This is a genomic window from Hutsoniella sourekii ATCC 700629 (assembly GCF_000518205.1).
In the GTDB taxonomy this organism is placed as follows: Bacteria; Bacillota; Bacilli; order Lactobacillales; family Aerococcaceae; genus Hutsoniella; species Hutsoniella sourekii.
In genome coordinates this window covers 1-19,758 of the sequence record NZ_KI912400.1, presented here as the reverse complement: position 1 = coordinate 19,758, position 19,758 = coordinate 1, and the positions used below count along the sequence as shown (strand labels likewise).

Annotated in this window: 19 protein-coding genes, 1 pseudogene, 1 riboswitch and 1 other annotated feature; of the genes and pseudogenes, 5 read left to right on the top strand and 15 right to left on the bottom strand. The window is 40.6% G+C overall.

All coding sequences use genetic code 11. The annotated features are described in order from the left end of the window. Positions 1 to 10 precede the first annotated feature (10 nt). Positions 11 to 751 carry an SDR family NAD(P)-dependent oxidoreductase gene (locus T408_RS0109860; RefSeq protein ID WP_028119750.1) on the bottom strand — a complete coding sequence of 247 codons (741 nt, stop codon included), beginning with the start codon at positions 749 to 751 and terminating at the stop codon, positions 11 to 13. A gap of 68 nt (positions 752 to 819) precedes the next feature. Beyond that, positions 820 to 1,048 (bottom strand) — a binding site (T-box leader). Between the two features lie 96 nt (positions 1,049 to 1,144). Next, positions 1,145 to 1,307, top strand: a riboswitch (M-box (ykoK) riboswitch). A 243-nt stretch (positions 1,308 to 1,550) separates the two neighbouring features. Between T408_RS0109860 and mgtE the strand changes: the two genes are divergently transcribed. After that, a complete protein-coding gene (mgtE, locus tag T408_RS0109855; RefSeq protein ID WP_035420634.1) occupies positions 1,551 to 2,912 on the top strand; it encodes a magnesium transporter in 1,362 nt (453 codons plus the stop codon). Positions 2,913 to 2,944: 32 nt separating this feature from the next. Here mgtE and tadA read toward each other — a convergent pair whose 3' ends face one another. The 8 genes from tadA to T408_RS0109815 form a co-directional block, all read right to left on the bottom strand. Continuing rightward, positions 2,945 to 3,478 (bottom strand): tRNA adenosine(34) deaminase TadA, encoded by a 534-nt coding sequence (tadA, locus tag T408_RS0109850; RefSeq protein WP_051444891.1) that lies wholly within the window; start codon positions 3,476 to 3,478, stop codon positions 2,945 to 2,947. A gap of 53 nt (positions 3,479 to 3,531) precedes the next feature. Beyond that, complete coding sequence (locus T408_RS0109845) at positions 3,532 to 3,879, bottom strand: hypothetical protein (protein WP_028119747.1); 348 nt, start codon at positions 3,877 to 3,879, stop codon at positions 3,532 to 3,534. A 191-nt stretch (positions 3,880 to 4,070) separates the two neighbouring features. Continuing rightward, complete coding sequence (locus T408_RS0109840; protein WP_028119746.1) at positions 4,071 to 6,554, bottom strand: ATP-dependent Clp protease ATP-binding subunit; 2,484 nt, start codon at positions 6,552 to 6,554, stop codon at positions 4,071 to 4,073. An 11-nt stretch (positions 6,555 to 6,565) separates the two neighbouring features. Then, positions 6,566 to 7,033, bottom strand: a complete 468-nt coding sequence (locus T408_RS0109835) for a CtsR family transcriptional regulator (RefSeq protein ID WP_028119745.1) — start codon at positions 7,031 to 7,033, stop codon at positions 6,566 to 6,568. A 131-nt stretch (positions 7,034 to 7,164) separates the two neighbouring features. Next, positions 7,165 to 7,707, bottom strand: a complete 543-nt coding sequence (locus T408_RS0109830; protein WP_028119744.1) for a hypothetical protein — start codon at positions 7,705 to 7,707, stop codon at positions 7,165 to 7,167. Then, positions 7,707 to 8,180, bottom strand: coding sequence for a DUF4430 domain-containing protein (locus T408_RS11910; protein WP_157060802.1), 474 nt, complete (start codon positions 8,178 to 8,180; stop codon positions 7,707 to 7,709). Before T408_RS11910 ends, T408_RS0109830 begins: the two co-directional genes overlap by 1 nt. Positions 8,181 to 8,324: 144 nt before the next feature. Further along, positions 8,325 to 8,879 carry a chromate transporter gene (locus T408_RS0109820; RefSeq protein ID WP_028119743.1) on the bottom strand — a complete coding sequence of 185 codons (555 nt, stop codon included), beginning with the start codon at positions 8,877 to 8,879 and terminating at the stop codon, positions 8,325 to 8,327. Next, positions 8,876 to 9,454: a chromate transporter gene (locus tag T408_RS0109815; RefSeq protein ID WP_028119742.1), complete on the bottom strand. Its 579-nt coding sequence runs from the start codon at positions 9,452 to 9,454 to the stop codon at positions 8,876 to 8,878. The genes T408_RS0109820 and T408_RS0109815 overlap by 4 nt, the downstream gene beginning before the upstream one ends. Positions 9,455 to 9,641: 187 nt before the next feature. Between T408_RS0109815 and T408_RS11510 the strand changes: the two genes are divergently transcribed. From T408_RS11510 to T408_RS11505, 3 genes are all read left to right on the top strand, one after another. Beyond that, positions 9,642 to 10,169: a QueT transporter family protein gene (locus tag T408_RS11510; RefSeq protein ID WP_035420633.1), complete on the top strand. Its 528-nt coding sequence runs from the start codon at positions 9,642 to 9,644 to the stop codon at positions 10,167 to 10,169. Positions 10,170 to 10,296: 127 nt separating this feature from the next. Continuing rightward, positions 10,297 to 10,929: a sigma factor gene (locus T408_RS0109805; protein ID WP_051444889.1), complete on the top strand. Its 633-nt coding sequence runs from the start codon at positions 10,297 to 10,299 to the stop codon at positions 10,927 to 10,929. Beyond that, positions 10,929 to 11,984: an anti-sigma factor domain-containing protein gene (locus tag T408_RS11505; protein ID WP_035420631.1), complete on the top strand. Its 1,056-nt coding sequence runs from the start codon at positions 10,929 to 10,931 to the stop codon at positions 11,982 to 11,984. Before T408_RS0109805 ends, T408_RS11505 begins: the two co-directional genes overlap by 1 nt. Before the next feature lie 129 nt (positions 11,985 to 12,113). Here T408_RS11505 and T408_RS0109795 read toward each other — a convergent pair whose 3' ends face one another. The 4 genes from T408_RS0109795 to T408_RS0109780 form a co-directional block, all read right to left on the bottom strand. Then, the gene (locus T408_RS0109795; RefSeq protein WP_028119740.1) at positions 12,114 to 12,938 is read right to left on the bottom strand and encodes a glycerophosphodiester phosphodiesterase family protein; all 825 of its coding nucleotides are present in this window, start codon (positions 12,936 to 12,938) and stop codon (positions 12,114 to 12,116) included. A 1-nt stretch (position 12,939) separates the two neighbouring features. Continuing rightward, complete coding sequence (locus T408_RS11500; protein WP_051444888.1) at positions 12,940 to 14,676, bottom strand: ABC transporter permease; 1,737 nt, start codon at positions 14,674 to 14,676, stop codon at positions 12,940 to 12,942. 2 nt (positions 14,677 to 14,678) lie between these two features. After that, a complete protein-coding gene (locus T408_RS0109785; RefSeq protein WP_028119739.1) occupies positions 14,679 to 15,704 on the bottom strand; it encodes an ABC transporter ATP-binding protein in 1,026 nt (341 codons plus the stop codon). 76 nt (positions 15,705 to 15,780) lie between these two features. Continuing rightward, on the bottom strand, positions 15,781 to 16,836 hold the full coding sequence (locus T408_RS0109780) for an extracellular solute-binding protein (RefSeq protein ID WP_028119738.1): 1,056 nt from the start codon (positions 16,834 to 16,836) through the stop codon (positions 15,781 to 15,783). Between the two features lie 231 nt (positions 16,837 to 17,067). On the opposite strand from T408_RS0109780, the gene T408_RS0109775 reads away from it, so the two are divergent. Further along, positions 17,068 to 18,069 carry a YdcF family protein gene (locus T408_RS0109775; protein WP_028119737.1) on the top strand — a complete coding sequence of 334 codons (1,002 nt, stop codon included), beginning with the start codon at positions 17,068 to 17,070 and terminating at the stop codon, positions 18,067 to 18,069. A 47-nt stretch (positions 18,070 to 18,116) separates the two neighbouring features. Here the strand turns inward: T408_RS0109775 and T408_RS11905 are convergent, their stop codons facing one another. Together T408_RS11905 and T408_RS11490 are read right to left on the bottom strand one after the other, a co-directional pair. Next, on the bottom strand, positions 18,117 to 19,394 hold the full coding sequence (locus T408_RS11905) for a CAP domain-containing protein (protein ID WP_051444887.1): 1,278 nt from the start codon (positions 19,392 to 19,394) through the stop codon (positions 18,117 to 18,119). Between the two features lie 130 nt (positions 19,395 to 19,524). After that, a pseudogene (locus tag T408_RS11490) lies at positions 19,525 to 19,758 on the bottom strand (IS30 family transposase); the annotation flags it as partial.

Sequence of the window (19,758 nt, the reverse complement as noted above, 5' to 3'; positions counted from 1 at the left end):
TGTTTGATGGTTAGTGCATGGTCATTCCACCCGTTACATTGATAGCTTGACCGGTCATATAACTAGCTTTATCACTAGCCAGAAATTCAATAACATTTACCACGTCAGCCACACTTGCAGTCCGCCCAAGGGGAACTTGAGATTGATCTTCGGCTTCAATAGCCGCGGCCGTCAGACCCCGCAAATGGCCTCCTTCAATTCGTTCGCGTCTTTTCATGGGCGTTTCAACAATACCTGGGCAAACAGCATTCACTAAAATACCATCCAAGGCCAGTTCTTTTGCCATGGTCTTGGTGATTCCAATCACCGCATGTTTGGAAGCAACATAAGATACCATCGCCTGATAGCCATTCTTACCTGCCTGAGAAGCCAACTGAATAATTCGGCCTGGTTGACCCGCATGCTTTAGGGCACGAGCAACCGCTTGACTGATCAAAAATAAGGAATAAACATTGATATTAAAAGTATCCTGCCAATCTTTTAGCTGGCTATCAACGGCAAAGTCCATCCGAGATATTCCCGCACTATTAATGGTCACCTGAGGGGTTCCATAGTGATCAATTATGGCCTCGATGGCTGAAGTCACCGCTTCTGGTTGACTTAAATCTAGGGTTACTTGATGTTCACCACTTCTTTCTACTTGATGATGATGGATATCCAGGTTAATCACCTCATGACCCAAGTCTAAAAAGCGGTTCACACAGCCTGCACCAATACCAGAAGCTCCCCCGGTTACTAATACTAAAGTCAATCATTTTCTCTCCTCTCCCAATAATGCGATAAATAAAAAAAGTCCCTTTAAGCACCTTACGAGGCACTTAAAGGGACGCTAATATGCGTGCTACCACCCTAATTTCTATTTACTTCACAGCAAATAGCTCTACCAGTATCTATCAATACTGTGGACGTGTAACGGATCCTACCGGCTAAATAGCTTGCACCACTTAGCAGCTCCAAGTTCATCTTCAATACTTATCAGGATACCTGCTCTCAGCTACCAGGCTCTCTTGAATCCTTCCTCATATCTACTCTTCTCTTCTGCTATTCATTTATCGTTAATGAAATTCTAACAGAATACTCATTGTATTGCAATCACTTTTTACCAGTAAAGTTTGACAGAATTCTAGACAGGGTGTATACTCAAGCCAATGATAGTTAGGTGAGGCTCCTATATAAACATAGGCTACTGCCCAGGAACGTCCAGAGACGCCAACGGGTATAACAGGAAGAGTCGCAAAGGCCTTCTTAAGGTAGCTAACCATTGGTTTACGTTATATAGTGCTGAAACTCCACGGATAATCATTGACCCCAATTGGGCCATAGGTGGATTTTTACAGAGCGCTTGCTGATGCAAGGGCTCTTTTACTTTCTTCTCTAACTATCAAAACTTATTAGAGGAGGAATGAATCATGGTAAAAAGGCGGATTTTAAAAAATTAGTTTATTTAGCTTTTTGTCCTATTTTAACTTTTCTTTGTCTCGTTTCGCGCGAACTAGGTGGCTAAGTGCTGGTTTGTTGTCGTTGCTGAGTCATAAGTAAAGGAGATTAAGATGACAGAAAAGAAGTTATACTACCAAGAAATTTACAAGACACTTAAAAGACAAGACCGTGAGGCCTTTAGAGACCTATTCTTAAAACTACACGAGCAAGATCAAGTGGAAGTTTTTCACTTACTTTACCCGGAAAATAAAACAAAGATCACTTATATGTTAACAGCTCAAGAATTTGCTGAATTATTTGAACGACTAGATTATGATGACCAGTGGGAAGCTGTGCAATACTTGCCTAAGGGCTTCTTACAAGAGGTCTTTACTTATGTGGCTGATGATGAGGTTGCTCGCTTTATTCGACAAATCGATGATCCTGATCTTTCTCAAGAGACACTCGCTGGCATGAAGGCTGTGGACAGACAAGCGATTGAGAAAATATTAACCCACCAAGTAGATTCGGCCGGTTCCATCATGACAACTGAGTTGGTGACTGTAAGCGAAGAAGCGACCGTTGAAGAAGCTATCCATACGCTCAGACAAATTGGTCGACAAGCCGAGACTATTTACTATATCTATGTAATCGATTCTAAAGAACGACTAGCAGGAGTCCTTTCGATTAGAGACTTACTCTTCGCTAAGCCTGATGCAAAGATGAAGGACATCTCAAATTCACAAATTGTCGCCGTTGACGTCGAGACAGACCAAGAAGAAGTGGCTCGCTTGATCAAGGATTACGATCTATTAGCGCTTCCAGTTACTGACTCTTATCACCATCTCTTAGGGATCGTAACCGTGGATGATATCATGGACGTCATTGATGAAGAAGCGACAGAAGATTTTCACCGATTTGCTGGGATTAGCGTCAGTGACGAAGAAGGCGACGAGCCAGATACCATTATCGGTATGACCAAAAGTAGACTCCCTTGGATCCTCATTCTAATCTTTATGGGCATGATTTCTGCTAACTTAATCGGGATGTTTGAGGAAACCTTGTCTAAAGTGGTCGCTCTAGCTGCTTTTATGCCGATTATTATGGATTCTGCGGGGAATGTAGGGACCCAAGCTTTGGCCGTTTCTGTCCGCCGGATTACTTTGGGTAATGCTGATGACGTCTCTTTTTGGAAGATGCTTTGGAATGAGTTTTGCTCTGGTTTCTTGATTGGCCTTGCTTCCAGTCTGTCTATTGGCCTCATTGCTTATTTTCTATATGGCAACTGGGTTCTGTCCTTTATTATCGGGGCCTCATTACTGGTAACGTTAAGTATTTCAACAGTCATTGGCTATGTCGTTCCTGCGCTATTTAATAAGATAGGGATTGACCCAGCTGTTGCTTCAGGTCCTTTTATTACCACTATTAATGATGCCTGTGGATTAATGATTTACTTTAGTCTCGCAACCTATTTACTCCACCATCTACAATAAAAAGAAAACTTATCCACAGACTTGTCAACAACTTAGACAAGTTCTGTGGATAAGTTTTTGTTTTTCTTCTTTTCTTTCGCCCTCATTCTCAATTCCTTGAAAAAAGTTTTCAACAATTGGCTAGCTTCTTCTTGGCATACACCAAAGATAACTTGAGGTTGATGATTGAACCGCTCATCTGTCAACAAATTCATCAAGCTGCCCACACAGCCCGCTTTGGGATCTGGAGCGGCATAGATGACCTGGTCTAAACGACTGTTGATAATCGTCCCTGCACACATGGCACATGGCTCTAAGGTGACATAAAGGCTGGCTCCTTCTAAACGCCATGCCCCCAGCTCTCGATTGGCTGCTTCAATGGCTAAGAGTTCCGCATGAGCCGTTGCTCGCTTATCCACTTCTCTTAAATTATGGGCACGCACCAGTTCCTGGCCATCTTTAACAATTACAGCTCCGATAGGTACTTCTCCAATGGCACTCGCTTTACGTGCTTCTTCTAAGGCTACTTGCATCCATTTCTCATGTTGGGCTAAGTCACTTGCTGTTAATTCTTGGCAATCAATCATCTAATCCTCCTAACTAAAAAGCGAACGCTAGAGCGTCCGCCTATCCGCTTATTTTAGAAATAATCACTAACTCGATCGGCAACATCTTGGCCAAAATCCTTGGCTCGATTCACGAGCTGACTGAGTGTATCTTGTGCTTGACTACCCGCATCTGAAGCACCATCAGCTAGTTGAACCAAGGTATTAATTTCTGCATCAGATAAGTTATCCACCGCATCAACTAAAACATCCGAACCATTTAGACGATGGCGAACAAACATCTTCGCTTTCTCACGATTCAACATTCCTTCTACACGCTCACGTGCAGAATCATCAAAATAGACATATAAAGAAGTTGCTGCAACAGCAATAGCCGAACCTAACAGGGCTAATCCGATAGTTCTTTTTGTACGTTTCTTCATAGTATTTTCCTCCTGTACCTATCCTATTTTACTACACGATTAATTATACCACAAAAGCGCTTAAGCTCCTATTCTTAAAGACTCTAGTCGCTTCAGCTGGCAATAAAAAAACCGGATAGTCTCTCAATTATGAGAGACTATCCGGTTAAAGCATTGAATTTAAAGGAATAAGCTTCAGCCTTATCAATCCACTAAGCTTTTTGCTTGGAGCGATTATTGATATTGATATTACCTTGGCGACCACCTATGGTTATTTCATCACCCAGCTGAATATCTCCATTCAACATCAACTCACTCAATTCATCTTCGATTTGTTTTTGAATGGCACGACGGATTGGTCGAGCACCATATTCTGGATCAAAGCCGGCTTCAGCGATTATATCAATGGCGGTATCCGTGACTCGAGCAGAAATTTCCAGTTCATCTAGACGATTGACAATCTCTTGGGTCTGTAATTTCACAATATCACGAATTTGTTCTTTTTCAAGAGTATGGAAGACGACGATTTCATCGATTCGGTTAATGAACTCCGGACGGAAGGCCTTTTTCAATTCTTCTAAGATCCGTTTTTCCATCGCTTCAAAGTTTTGTTCGTAACTCACGGCGCCGAATCCAACAGATTTCTCATCTCTTAAGGCTGTTGCTCCTAAGTTAGAAGTCATAATAATAATTGTATTTCTAAAGTCTACCTTACGCCCCTTACCATCGGTTAGGTGGCCATCATCAAAGACTTGCAATAATATATTAAAGACGTCCGGATGGGCCTTTTCAACCTCGTCTAACAAGATCACACTATAAGGTTTCTGACGAACCAATTCAGTTAACTGGCCGGCTTCATCATAACCAACATAACCTGGAGGAGAGCCGACGAGACGGGAAACACTGTGTTTCTCCATATACTCAGACATATCCACTCGGATCATATTGTCTTCGCTGCCAAACAAGGTCTCAGCAATAGCTCGTGCCAATTCGGTCTTACCGACACCTGTTGGCCCTAGGAATAAGAAGGATCCAATCGGACGCTTAGGTGACTTCAAGCCAGAATGAGCCCGGCGAATCGCCTTGGAGACTGCTGAAACAGCCTCATCTTGACCAATTACGCGTTCATGTAGTTCGGCTTCTAAGTTCACTAGACGTTTCACTTCATCTTCATCTAATTGTCGAACCGGGATTCCGGTTGCGAGTGCTACCACTTCGGCAACATCTTCGTCTGTAACTTGAAGTTTTGCCTTACTTTCATCTGAATCTTCTTCTAATTTAGCTTTTTCTAGTTTTTCTTCCATAGCCACTTCTTCTTCTCGAAGACTCGCCGCCCGGTCAAAATCACGTGCCAGGATCGCTGCTTCTTTATCTTCGATAATCTTACGGATGGCGAGTTCTAATTCATGGCTAGTTGATGAATGAGTGGTCTCATCAATGCGAACCTTAGCCGCTGCTTCATCCATTAAGTCAACAGCCTTATCTGGCAAGCGACGTTCCGTTAAGTATCGTACGCTGAGCTTAACTGCTGCTTGAATGGCTTGGTCAGTAATTTCTACTCTGTGGTGTTTCTCATAACGCTCTCTCAAGCCTTCCAAAATCTTAATTGAATCTTGTTGACTCGGTTCTTCGACCATTACTTTAGAAAAACGACGTTCAAGAGCGGCATCTTTTTCAACGTATTTTTGGTATTCATCCAAGGTCGTAGCACCGACCACTTGAATCTCTCCACGAGCTAGAGCAGGCTTCATGATATTAGAAGCATCAACAGATCCTTCAGCTCCACCTGTACCAATTAAGGTATGCAATTCATCAATGAATAAGATGGTATGGCCGTCCTCACTTATTTCTTCAATGATATTCTTCATCCGCTCTTCAAACTCACCGCGGTACTTGGTCCCAGCTACTAAAGACCCCATATCTAGCATCATCAAGCGTTTAGAAGCAATATCTTCCGGTACTTGACCAGATACCATGAGTTGAGCTAATCCTTCAGCAATAGCTGTTTTACCAACTCCTGGTTCACCTACTAAGACGGGGTTATTTTTGGTTCGACGACTGAGGATCTGAACCATACGACGAGCTTCCTCATCCCGACCAATAACCGGATCTAGCTTACCATCTCGGGCTAGCTGGGTTAAATCTCTAGCGACAGAATCCAAGGTCGGTGTCTTAGAGTTCGATTGACCTGGTTTTTGGTTACTTTTACTGGTACGAATTCTGGAATTACCACTACGACTAGCTTGCTGTTGACTGATGCCAATCATATCGTAGACCAGCTTACGTAATTCAGCAATATCTAGACCGACATTGCGTAAGATAACGGTCGCCATGATCTCCTCTTTGAGCATACCTAATAGAAGATGCTCTGTTCCAACCTTAGGCGCCCCAAGGCGCTTGGCATCGTTGGAAGCATTCATAATAACCTTCTTGGCTCTTGGTGAATAGGGAATCACAATTTCACCGTGGGCAGCAGGACTGGCTACGCGCCCATGAATCGCTTCTAACTCAGCTAACAAACGATCATAACTTGCTCCTGAATCGCGTAAGGCTTTCCCTGCTATTCCCTTTTCTTCACGGGCTAAACCGAGCAAAATATGTTCCGTTCCAATCGCTTGGTGACGCATATAATAAGCTTGTTCGGCAGCAAAGACCATTGCTTGCCTTGCACTCTCTGTAAATAATTCTTCAAACATTCTATCACCTCTTAATTGTAGTCTATTCTCAACTGTTCTAAGGCTTGTGTCAATAGATTGGCTCGCAGAGACGCTTCTTGAGCACCTGCTTGTCCAAGGACTTCACTGGATAACATCGCATCCATGATTAAGGCTTCTCTTTGACTAATAATCTCATTCTTATACAAGGTATCAATAATATTAACGGCATTGCGGTAATTGAGGCGATTTCCTATCAATTCAATCATCTGGTCAATGGCTGCCACTTCACCCACTAACTCAATCTTAAGTATTCGAATATAACCGCCACCACCCCGTTTACTCTCAACCATATAACCATGCTCTTGAGTGAAACGAGTATTAATCACGTAATTGATTTGAGAAGGAACACAGTCGAAACGCTCAGCGATATCACTCCGCTTGATTTCTAATTGCTCTTGATTTTGCAAAAAACTTTTAAGGTACTGTTCAATAATATCCGACATGTTTCGTTTGCTCATCTTCTAGCCTCCTCTCTGCCTAACATTGACTATCTTTGACTATTATAAGTTAAAAAGAAAGGCAAGACAAGTCCAATCTTAAATCTTGACCTTCTTTGACTATTATACTTGGAAATCCATTTATTTTCAAGTCAGGACACCTTTAGTCGAATCTTTGCTAAATAGGGCGATAAAAGAGGCTGTAGGATTAGATAGAAACAGAAATTTCCTAATCCATGTAAAAAATCATAGGGGATACCCCGTAAATAATAAGCCCAAAAATTAGGCATAGCAAATACCTTAACCATGTAAATTGAAATGACCCACCCATACAAGATTCCAAGAAAAAAGCAGTAGCTAGCTAATCCAAGCTGACCATACTTTCTCATTCGAAGTGAGTCTAACCGCTTAGTCAAAAGACTAGTTAGGACTACAAGCACAAAATAGGCCAAAGCTTGCCCGATCATCCAAGGTCCCATCCCTAATAACAAATTAGAAAGAAGCAATGATCCCAGAGCAACAATCAACCCATTAACAAGACCTAAATACAGGGTTAACAAGACGATAATAACTGTCATGGGTTGGACATTAGGTAGAACTTGGAAAATCAATCGACCCACCACAGAAAAACTTATCGCCAAGGCTAATGCCGTAATCCGGCTAGCTGGATAGGCAGTCTTGGATTGTTGATCCATTATAGCTTACTCAAAGTCCAAACGATTTCCTGACCATCTTCTATCTTCCACTGATCAGCCCCGACATCTGCTGGCTCGCCGTCAACAGTATAAAGCCAATAATAATTATCTGCTGGAGACTGACTGTGACCATTGATGGATTCAATAAAGCCATCACTTGCTTGGACATCCAGGTGGGCTTCCATCACATCCAATAAAGGAGTTCCTGGCTCTGCATCATAAGTTTCTGATAAAATCTCTTGACCATCAACAACTAAGGCCAACTGAATCTGACTTACTTCAGGATCTTGTTCTTTGCTCTGCTTCTCGTTAAATGATTCCGCATCCTTAGCGACCTGATCTTCGACAACTGATTCAAATTCAGAGGCAAATTGCGATTCTTCAGGATTAACCGGCTGCTTCTCTTCTGGTTGGCAAGCAGTCAGACTTACCCCCATGAACAGAGCTAACAATAACTGTAAAATTTTCTTCACGCCATACACTCACTTTCTCTAACTTGTTTAACAAGCAAGTAATCACTTTAGGGATAGAATATAGGATTTGTCTCTGCTTGGCAATCTCTTTTCGTTTGTTCCTAATTTTTCACAAGTTATCCACAGATTTTTGTTGATAAGTTTCTATAAGCTGTGGAAAAGTAAATTGATCACTCCTGCCAACACCATCACAACAATCGTATTCAACTGGGTCTTTCTGAGCAAGAATAAGCTCACACAGAAAATAACGACAAGAGTAAGAGGAATCGCGCTCAAGGTTATAGCCTTTGAAGGCAAAAGGGCCGTCTGTAACAGGCTAATGCCTGCTGTGGCTATTAATGCGACGATGATTGGTCGAAGCGCTAATAAAATAAATTGTAAGAGATCCAATCGACGATAGCGCATATAGAAATAGGCGAGGATGGAGACTAGAATAACCGAAGGTAGGATGGACCCTAAGGTAGCGACTATAGCACCCCAAATACCTGCCACACGGATTCCAACAAAGGTGGCAGCATTAATAGCAATCGGTCCCGGGGTCATTTGGGAAATGGTAATCAGATCATTGAATTGACTAAGGGTCAACCAACCCTGAGCTTCAACGACCTCAGATTGAATAAAGGGAATCGCGGCATAACCACCCCCAAAACTGAATGCTCCAACTTTCAAAAAAGCTAGAAATAATTGCCAATAAATCATCTTGAGCCCTCCTTACTAGTCAGCCAAAATTGAAGTAGCCCTAGACCTATTCCTATTAATATCAAATAGATAACATTCAAGCCCCAAAAATAATGGGCTAGAAAAGCAAAAATCATCGATAAGATAGACAACCTATTTCTAGAGGCCAAGACACCTCTACCCATATCAAAGACAACCGAAAGAATAACCGCTGCGACACCCACCTGCATGCCCTCAAACAACCAAGCAATTGGCTTATAGCTAATAAAAGCTTCATAAAAGATAGAGATCAAGGAAATAATCAAAAATGGCGGAATAATCGTGGCCACCACTGCTGTCAGGACTCCAGAAATACCCGCTAATTTATAACCAACAACGATGGCTCCATTGACAGCCATTGCTCCAGGAGCAGACTGAGCAATGGCGACCAAATCTAACATCTCTTCTTCATCAATCCAAGCAAAGTCATCAACAAAGGTCTTTTTCATCATGGTTACAATGACATAACCGCCGCCAAAGGTAAAGGCACTTAAAGTCAATGTCGATATAAATAACTTTCTCAATAGGAGACCCCGATTAGTTTCAGGTGCTGTCATTTGATCCCTCCTTTATCTAATCTTACCCTTAGGGACTTGAGAATTCAATCTTGTCCTGTCGCCACTTATTGACAAATGGTAGGATTCATTCTACAATTCAAGGGCAACACTTCAGTAGAGCTTGCTCTCTTCCTTTGGTTGCCAAGAATACTAGACAGCCCAGCTGATCTATAAAGGAGAAATAGATATGACACAAAAAGAACAGTTTGTCGACACCACCGCCTTCGGTTTAACCCGAACCGCTCTTGTAGCAGCCTTGTATGTGGCTTTAACTTTTCTGATTGCCCCATTAGGTTTTGGAGCCGTTCAGTTTAGAATTTCAGAAGCCTTAAACTACTTAGGCCTTTTTCATAAGCGGTATGTGACAGCGATTGCCCTAGGCGTCTTCATTGTCAACGCCATCCTATCAACACCATTGGACGTCGTGGTCGGTACTTTCCACACCCTGGTTTCTTTACTTCTCGGGCGGTATTTAGCCAAGCAACTGGCTAACAAATACCAAGGAGGACTGGATCCACTCTTGATTCAGTTTATCGTTATGGCTTTAACCTTTACTGCGACTATGTTTATTATCGCCATCATGCTCGTTCATATTGGAGTACCAGGTGGATTTTGGTTTAATTATGGTACCTTAGCCTTGTCTGAATTTATTGCCATGGGTCTAGGAGCCTTGATTATGTATCCGTTGGCCAAGCGCATCAACTTTTATCAATAATTAACGAAGAGATTCCATGGGAATCTCTTTTTTTTGGTCCCTAAAATAGACAGAAGCTTCGTATATACTATATGAAGAGCAGTTATAGTACAATATTAATAATACCATTAGAGTTAGGAGGATTAGATTGACTGCAGAGATTAATCAGGCGATTCAAGACCACTACGGCTTTATCATTCAGACTGTTAGCGAAACGCTTGGAAGATATGTCCATGTCCATAATGACGATGCTTTCTCAGTAGCTTTAATTGCATTTGAAGAAGCTTATCGCAAATATGACGAAGATAAGGGACCCTTCTTGCCCTACGTCAAGCTAGTTATTAAGAGTCGCTTGATTGACCACATCAGGCGTGAGAAAAGACACCAAGACTCTTTATCTCTGGACCAGCTCACTGACGAAGGGGTCCAAGTAGCTGATGCCAATGATTCTCATCAAGCCGATTATTCATCAGAACTCACTCACTGGCAACAAGCGTTAGTGCCTTTTGGCATTACCATGGAGAACTTGGTTGAGGAATCCCCGCAACATGAAGATACCCGCCAAAGAGCTATTTCTATCTCCCTTCGTTCCAGCCAATACCCGCCTATTACTGAACCACTCTATAAGAAAAAGCGGTTACCCATTAAAGTAACGGCTGATTATAATAACGTTACTACTAAAGTAATTCAAAGAAGTAAGACCTTTATCATTTCAGTGATTGTTATGGTCAAAGAAGAATGCCAACTTCTCATCCAATGGATCAGAAAGGAGGATGCCTAATGGACTATCGTAAGGCCCTAGTTGCTAAAGTTGAAGCTGACTATGCCATCGTGATTGACCAAGAGGGGCGCTTCCAGAAAATAGCCATTAAACCTGGTTTAGCTATTGGACAAGAGATCTATTATTTAAAAGAAGATGTCTTAGCAACATCTAAGGCCCAAGCTCCGACAAAAGATAAAATCATTCGACCAACTTTTAGACGGCAATTCCTATTAGTAGCAGCCTGCCTGATCTTAATCATTGGTGGAACTCTCTTCTATCAAAATCACTCCTACCACCAAGTGGTAGCTGCTATGAGTATTGGCTTAGAGGATAGCCTCGAAATCCAACTCAATGCCAAGGGACAAGTCGTTGAGATGGGAGCCGGTCAAGAAGAGTTTAAAGCCTTCTTGGGCAAGCCACTTGAAGAAGTCTACCCTAACCTCCAGTCCTATATTGACCAGCAGGATGATCATGATATTTTCATTGCTTATACAGATGATCTCCAAGAAGAGGAACTTGTTGACAATCTAAGTCATGGATCCCAGGAAAAGAATTTAATTCTAGCTCCTGCCAGTCTCGAAGACTATCGCAAGTCCCAACAATCCAAACAATCATTCACTCAATATCTAGCGGACCAAAAGGACATTCCGTTATGGAGCCCAGAGGAAGGTCAATCACTGACTGCTCAAGAAAAACAAAAACGCTTAGGTGATAAGGCCCACTTCTATCAAATGGGAATAGATGAAGAAGCTCATAGACGAGAACAAGCAGCCAATAGACGGCAAATCCTGAACCAAAACTTTCAAGATCGACTGCTGCTTGCCTTGCAAAGCAATCGGATTCTATTGGCCCCAGAAGAATCAAGCGACCAACCAAGCTCTAATAGGCCAGAATCTCAAGTAACCGACCAACCGACCGCACCTAGCCCTAATCAACCAACCATACCAACCAGTCCCCCTCAAGACACTAATGATGATTGGCAGAACGATATCGGTGAGACTGATTGGGATGACGATGATGATTGGCAAGATTGGGACGATGATGATTGGAACGACGATTGGGATGATGATTAGCCCACCCTTGACCTAAAACATAAGCCACACGCTAAATACAAGAAAACAGCTCCCGGAGGTTAAATTTGCTTATTTAACCTTTGGGAGCTTTTTATTAGCAATATTTTTATAATCGTAAATAAATGGTAGCTAGAGTGAGCTTCGGTAGTTTGACAAGAAGTAAGGCCAATCGGTTTGAATCATATTGATTCCTCGGTCGATAAAATCTTGAATAACTGCCTCCTGCTCAAATAAAAATTGATCATCCGTAATATTTGCAGCTAAATTATAATCCTGGCCCAGACTTTCCATATTGACTAATCGAATTGGATAAGCTGATAGGCTATTGATTATTTTAGGTTGTAGGATCGGTGAGCTTAAATTTTTGAATATCAGTTCAACCCCTAAGATCCTTAAATACTGACTGTATTTAGTTAATAGCTCGATCTCTTCTGGCTGATGAGCAATGCCAATATACTGTAAACCCTCACCGTTTGCCCGAATTGCTTCAAGGTACTCGGGTTTGATGCCACTCTTTAAGAGAACTTGCTCCTGCTTACCACTTTGTCTAATAAGATTGAAAAAGGCTTCATCTTCCCAATAATCAAAAGAACGATCTAAATTCACAAGATAACCTTCTGGTAACCAATCCAGAAAATCCTCTAATTTTTCAACAAAATGACCCGACTGTTCACCATTTGAATTCAATAAGTGGACTGCATCTATTTCCTGACTCGTCCACTCAGAAAAATCACGATCTCTTCCTAAAAGAAAGATCTCCATGCCGTTATGGAAGAGATAATATTCCCCGTCCTTACTTCGACAAATATCTACTTCCACCAGATCACTACCTGCCTTAACTGCTAGTTCCACAGCCTGGCGAGTATTTTGAATAACATTGCCTCCCGATAGACCTCGATGGGTCAAGATCAGAAAAGGATGTTTATTATTTAAGTCAAGTAACTCATCATACATATTATTTTCCTCTTCTTCTTCCAGCGGCTCTGATTAGCCAATCATTACCTTTACCATATACTAAATACATCACAATCGCATTAATACCCATTAAAATGACCGAGTAGACAAAGTTTATTGCCTTTGCATCCAAATTAGCCTGAGGATCTGCATTTTGCCTGATGACAATGCCCAAGGTTGGACTATTAGGCTGGTATAAAAAGGCGGATAAATCATAATCTGCTAGTTTCCCATTAAAATTAATCGCAATTAAGGCTAAAAGAGTTGGTAGCAGACAAGGTATCAATACTTTAAAGAAGGTCCTAAAGCTACTAGCACCTAGTATTAATGAAGCTTCCTCTAAGTTTTGATCAAAGGAGTAATAGGCACTCTTTATGTATCTTAGAGTAGATGGTAAAAGAACGATCAAGTAGGCAACTGGAAGCGTCCAAAGCGAACCAATCGTACTTTCGCCAAATAACAACCAAGAAGGCTTACTATAAGCGAGGATAAAGCCTAAACCAATCAGTAAGCTTGGCAGTAGCCAAGGAATAAAAAATGGATATTCGAGCCATTGAATAAAGCGATTGTGCTGATTCTTAAATAGAAAATGAACCACTAGCGTCATCAAAAGAACAGAGCCAATCGCTGAAAAAGCAGAAAATAGGGTACTCGTCAAGAAAGGCTGATAGGCACCAGCATCAACGAGGATCTTTTGGTAATTTTCTAGAGTAAAATTAGCAAAGGATATCACGCCTGATTTAATGGCTTCTGATTTCATAAAGGACATAATAATGACCATCACAAATGGCAAGGTATAAATGATGAATAAAAGATAAGCAATAAGATGCACAAGGATATTCATCACTGGATGATTGATTTTTTGCTTTTTAAGAACGATCTTGGTCTTTGAAACAGATAAATAATTTCCCCGTCGCTCATTAACCGTGATAATTACTAGGAGAATAATTTGGAATAAGCCGAGTAGAATAGCTAAAACAGCTGCTAAATCTCTGGAACCAGGCCTTTGCGAAAAGGTAAGAATTAATGGAGAAATCGTATTAAACTCTCTCCCCCCAACCATAAGTGGCGCTGCCATAGCTCCTAATCCTGTCTGGAAGGTCATGATTACCATCGTTAATAGAACGGGTTTTAAGGAAGGAAGCACAATTTTTTTCAACACTTCACCTTGGCTACTGCCTAAATTCTGACCCGCTTCAATAATATTATAATCCAAGCCCCGAACAGCATTTCTTAAGAAGAGCATATGTAAATTGGTACAGGCAAAGGTCATAACAAACAAGACAGCCGGAAATCCTTCAAACCAGTTAGGATCTAATCCTGTGAAAATACTTGTTAAAAACCGAGTTACAATACCATCTTCACCATAGACCAGTAAATAACCGTTGTTTAAAATCAAGCCACCAAATATAAGAACCGTCATATAACCTAAAGATAATAAGCGGGATCCTTTTAAGTCAAAATATTCAGTGGCAAAAACGATAAAAATACCCACAATATTACAAGTGATAGTTAAAGTAACTGCAAGAATAAATGAATTTCTGATGGCCTTTAAGGCTCGATCTGATTGTAATATCTTACTCACCGACGTAAAATCAAGCGTACCAGATTGAGTAAAACTATCAACGATCACAGAAAATATCGGATTTAAAATCAAAGTAAAGATAAACCATAAAATAAACACGATGAAAAGAATCCGGGGCAAGGATCTTTGCCAGTTAAGGGTTCGCTCACTCATGTTTAATTCACCTCGTATCCTAAAATTGAATCAATATCAATATAGATCTTGACCTCTGAACCCAGTGGATAATAGCGTTTGCCATCGTTTTGACTGAGAACCTTTAATTTAGTACCTAAGACATCTAGGGTCAGAGTAAACACGCTACCCTTAAAGGACTCATCTAGTACTAAAGCATCAATCACCGCTAATTCTCCTGAGTGAAGGGATGGCTCCTCTAATAAGATCTTTTCTTCTCGGATATAATAGTTATGGTTGGCTTGATACTTAAAGGAAGTTTGGCTGGCTATTTTTTTAGCTAATAAGTCACCCAATTGATTGGCATCCCCAATAAAATTACAAACAAATTCAGTTGCCGATTGATCATATATTTCTTTTGGCGTTCCAACTTGTTCTATGTAGCCATTATTGAAGACTGCAATCTGATCGGATAATTCCAAGGCCTCTTCTTGATCATGGGTGACATAAATAGCTGTCAATCCCGCTTCTCTTTGAATTTTCTTCAGCTCTCTTCGTAGTTGTTTACGCAAGCGGGCATCTAAATTTGATAATGGCTCATCAAATAAGACATATTTAGGGCCCTTAGCCATCGCTCTAGCGATGGCGACCCGTTGCTGCTGGCCACCAGACAAATCAGAAACATTCTTCTCTAATTGTTCATCTGTTAGATCAACCATTTTCGCCATCCGACGCACGGTCTGATCAATTGCTTCTTTTGATCTTCCTTCCACCTCTAAGCCATAGGCAATATTATCGTAGACAGTCATCGTTGGAAATAAGGCATAAGATTGAAAAACCATACCTAATCCTCTTTTTTCAACGGGTACATTGACGATATCTTCACCATTTATCTTAATCGTCCCCTTAGATGGTGTATTAAATCCGGCAATAGCTCTTAAAGTAGTCGTCTTGCCACATCCAGACGGGCCTAAAAGGGTGAAAAATTCACCTTCGTGAATATCTAAATTGACCTCATCCATGGCAATAAAGTCGCCATACTTAATCTGTAAATCACGAATTTCTAACATCCTGGTCCTCCTATTTACTCATAGAAAAGCCCCGAAGCCAGTAAGCAACAGGGCCAGATTATCTATCAACTTTTAATTATGGCATGAGATCTAATTCTATTTTCTCAATCCAACTATCTAAGTTTTCTCGAACAAACTCCCAATCCACTTCCATTACTGTTGTTGCTTCAGCAATTGATTTGATTTTATCGCCAGCTTGTTCTTGCGCCTTCGGGTTAACTGGTAACGAACCATGCTCCTTGGCCCAGGCACCCTGAACATCCGCACTACCAAACCAATCAACAAACTCTTCAGCTGCCTGATAGTTATTATCATCACCCTTATTAACAATACCTACTTGTTCGCGCATGGTAATAACTCCTGGCTCGAAATTAATCGGCTCAACAGTCATTTGATACTCTTCTTCCATACCAGCTACACCACTTGACCAGTAGTAAGTATATGGAATTTCTCCTTCTTTAGTCATTTGTAGGTGATCATCCCCTTCAACAGGCATGAAACCATTCGCTAAGAAGTCAGCAAGCGCCTGCCAACCCTCATCAGAAATACCTAGCTCCCCAGCTTCATCTTGATGCTGTAATAAGATTGATAAGGCAATCTTTTGGTCTGTTCCTCCGCCAAAACTATTTGGCACCCGGTATTTACCTTGATAAGATTCATCTTGGCCAAACCCTTCCATAGTCGAAGGCAATTGATCTGCTTCAACAAATTCAGGGTTATAGTACATAGTAATTCTCTCTTCTACCGTTGGAAAATAGAAGCCATCACCAGTAATCGCTGCCTCATCAATCTCGCCTGCCCACTTAGGTTCATAAGGATGAATTAAATCCGCCTCAGTGACTGTCTTCCAGTTAATTTCATCCATTCCGAACACGACGTCTGCTTGAGGATTCTCTGCTTCTGCTAATAAACGATTATATATTTCACCAGAACCACCCGATACAAAGGAAAGTTTGAATCCTGCTTCAGCAGCCTTTTCCTCTAACCATTCTTGGCGACCATTAGATAATGAGTTTGAGTAGATCAGTAACTCTTTATCTTCTGCAGCTTGAACCTGATAAACTGGCAATAGACTGGCTACTCCAAAAAGTAAAGCTGACGCAGCTAATGCTTGTTTCAAAAATTTTTTCATTGTTATTCCTCCGCTAAGATAAATAAAATAACTGGCAACACACTGCATATATGCTAAACGTTCTTAAGAATAACTTCAGTATAGCAATCCCTTACATTAATACTATTAATTTTATGTAAAGATAATTTATTTTTAGACATAATGTTACAAATAGCTAAAAAAGAGTCTGATAAAATTTTTTTCATTATTTTTAGGCTATAATTAAATTGATATTTGCAAGGAGGTGAAACAATGAAATTAAAAGAAGCTAGTCTAAGACCCACGGTTGAAAATGCGAATGATTCAACTCAAACCAAAAAATTTTATACCCAATATGTGGGGGAATATTATTTACATCACCCAGCCTTCAGTAAAGTCATCAACCGTATAAAAATCCGAAATATGAATCAGGCGATAGATCTTTTAGACCAGATGATTGCAGAAGGAAAAGAGGTGACCTCTGCCTATCGTTTGAAAGGAGAGATCTATTCCTTTTATGGCCATTATTTAGCAGCCTGGGAACAGTTTGACCAGATATTAAAAATCAACCGCCGCGATAAACAGGCCCTCTTTTTATCGACCTTCTTTGCTAAGGTTTGCTTGGACGATGATGCGGTAAGAGAACGATTAAGATATGTGAAAATGATTTCTCCTCAATTAGCTCAGCTTATTATGGACACTTACAACTTTATCGAAAGAAATAATCAAAGAATCGACTTTGAAAGTCAAATTCCCGATGACACCCGTTTCGACTGCCTCATCATTTATGGTCATCGCTTAAAAAATAACGGCGATTTTACCGATATTTTAAAGAAAAGATTACAAAAATCGCTTGAGTATGCTAGAATCCATCCCCAAGCAGACATTATCATTGCCGGGGGCCCTGTCCATAATTCTTATCATGAGGCGCTAGCCATCAATAAATGGCTCATAGAACAAGGAGTAGATAGCAAAAAAATTATTTTGGATTTGACGACCTTAAGCTTGGTAGCTTGTACCAACGGAATTGTGGATTCTTTAAAGCAGAGTGACTACCGAAAAATATGTATTATCTCCACTACCCAACATTTACCTCGGATGTGGTTAAGCCTGAAGTCTCGTATTGATTACCTTAAAATGCCAATTGAAGTCTATGGTGTCTGCTACGAAGAAGAGCGTCCTATAGCTATACCCGCTGTTGAAATTAGCAAAAGCTATGATAGTGTTATTCGCTCCATGGATCTTTTTAACTTAGATAGCGATTATATCCATTAAAAAAGTCCGCACTTTATGCGGACTTTTTGGCTTATTATTATGTCTAATTAACGAGCAGATGTATCTAAAACTTGAACTCCAATCAATGAGTTATAACCATCTCCTGCTAGTTGATTTTTATCACTCATCTTGACAGATACAGCTGAAAAATTATAATCGGGACTCATCATGTTCTCGTAATGAGATGGGGATTCTTTCCACTGTTGGTAGAATTGTTCCGCTAAGGCTTTTTCACTAACTAGAGTATTAGGATTCCCATTATAAGTTGACATAGCCGTATTTTCACCTAGAGAATTCTTATTGGCCTCACCTAGATAATTGAAATCCTCTCTAAAGGAAGAGCCATCTAGACGAACGTGAGGCTGATCATTTACACGAATGTGACCAATCGTTGCCAGATCGTTGGTTCGCGTGTTAACCCCTTGCTGTAAATGCGTTCCGTATTCTACAGGTTTAAGCCCTGCTGCTTGACGATCTGCATTAAGTAAGGCCAAGAATTCCTGGTTAAGTAAAGTTTCATCAATGTAAGTATTCGTATTGACATCTTGTTGTGTCTTTTCATTTACTTTGATTGCCTGAGTTTGAGTGGCTTCATTAGGATCTTTAACCGTTACTGTGTTGATTTTTTCTTGGTTTTGTGCATTTTGATATTGGGTTTCTTTATCTCCTTGAGCAAGTGTCGGAATGGGAGTTTCTTCCTTAATTGTTAACTCTTCTACTTTATTACCATTATCAAGCGTTTGGCCAACTTCCAATCCTTGTTTAGGATCATCTTCTGGCGTAACTTCAGGATTCATAAAGTTAGGATTTTTTTCTAATTCAACGTCTAGGTAGTCTTTGTTAACCTTGTTACCTGTTTGATTCGGACGCGCTCTTTGTTTTTGATCATCATCGTCATAGTCATCAACCGTTTCATAATATTCTTCCCAAATATCTTCTAAATCTGCATCACTATCGACTTTTAACCATACACCATTGAATAGGATGTAGCGATCATCATCGTCGTCATCAGTTTCTGTTACATAAGTATTGTAGTCATCGTCATCGTCATCATCATAATCATCGTCATTATCCATTTCGGTTATGTAGGTATTGTAGCCTGCATCATCATAATCGTCATCATCATCGTAGCCTTCGTCATCATCATAATCGTCATAGTCATCATAGTCGTCGTAGTCGTAATCGTCATAATCTTCATAATCATCATCGTCTGCTAGGACCTGGTGTAGTGGTTGACTAACTAATACTTGAGCCCCTAATCCTGCAACTAAAATTCCCTTTCCTAGACGTGACAACCATACTTTTAAATCATTATTTTTTTGCATGTTAAATGCTCCTTCTTATTTTTTATTACCGCTCTTGGGCGGCTCATTATATAGTACGAAGCGAGGGATTTTTTTAGGGACCTTTTTATGAAATAAAATGATGAATTGCAATAATTATTGCGACAAAAAATCATTCTAACTGAACAAGTTCGTGCATGAATACCTCAAAGGGCGTCTTAAAATTTAAACACTTTCTAGGTCGATTGTTTATCAACCATAGCGCATTGAAAAGTTCATCTTCCGTAATTTTAGCTAGATCTGTGCGTTTAGGAAAGAATTCTCTCAGTAATCCGTTGGCGTTCTCGTTAGTCCCTCTCTGCCAAGCACTATAAGCATCCGCAAAGTAAAAAGCGATCTCTTGTTG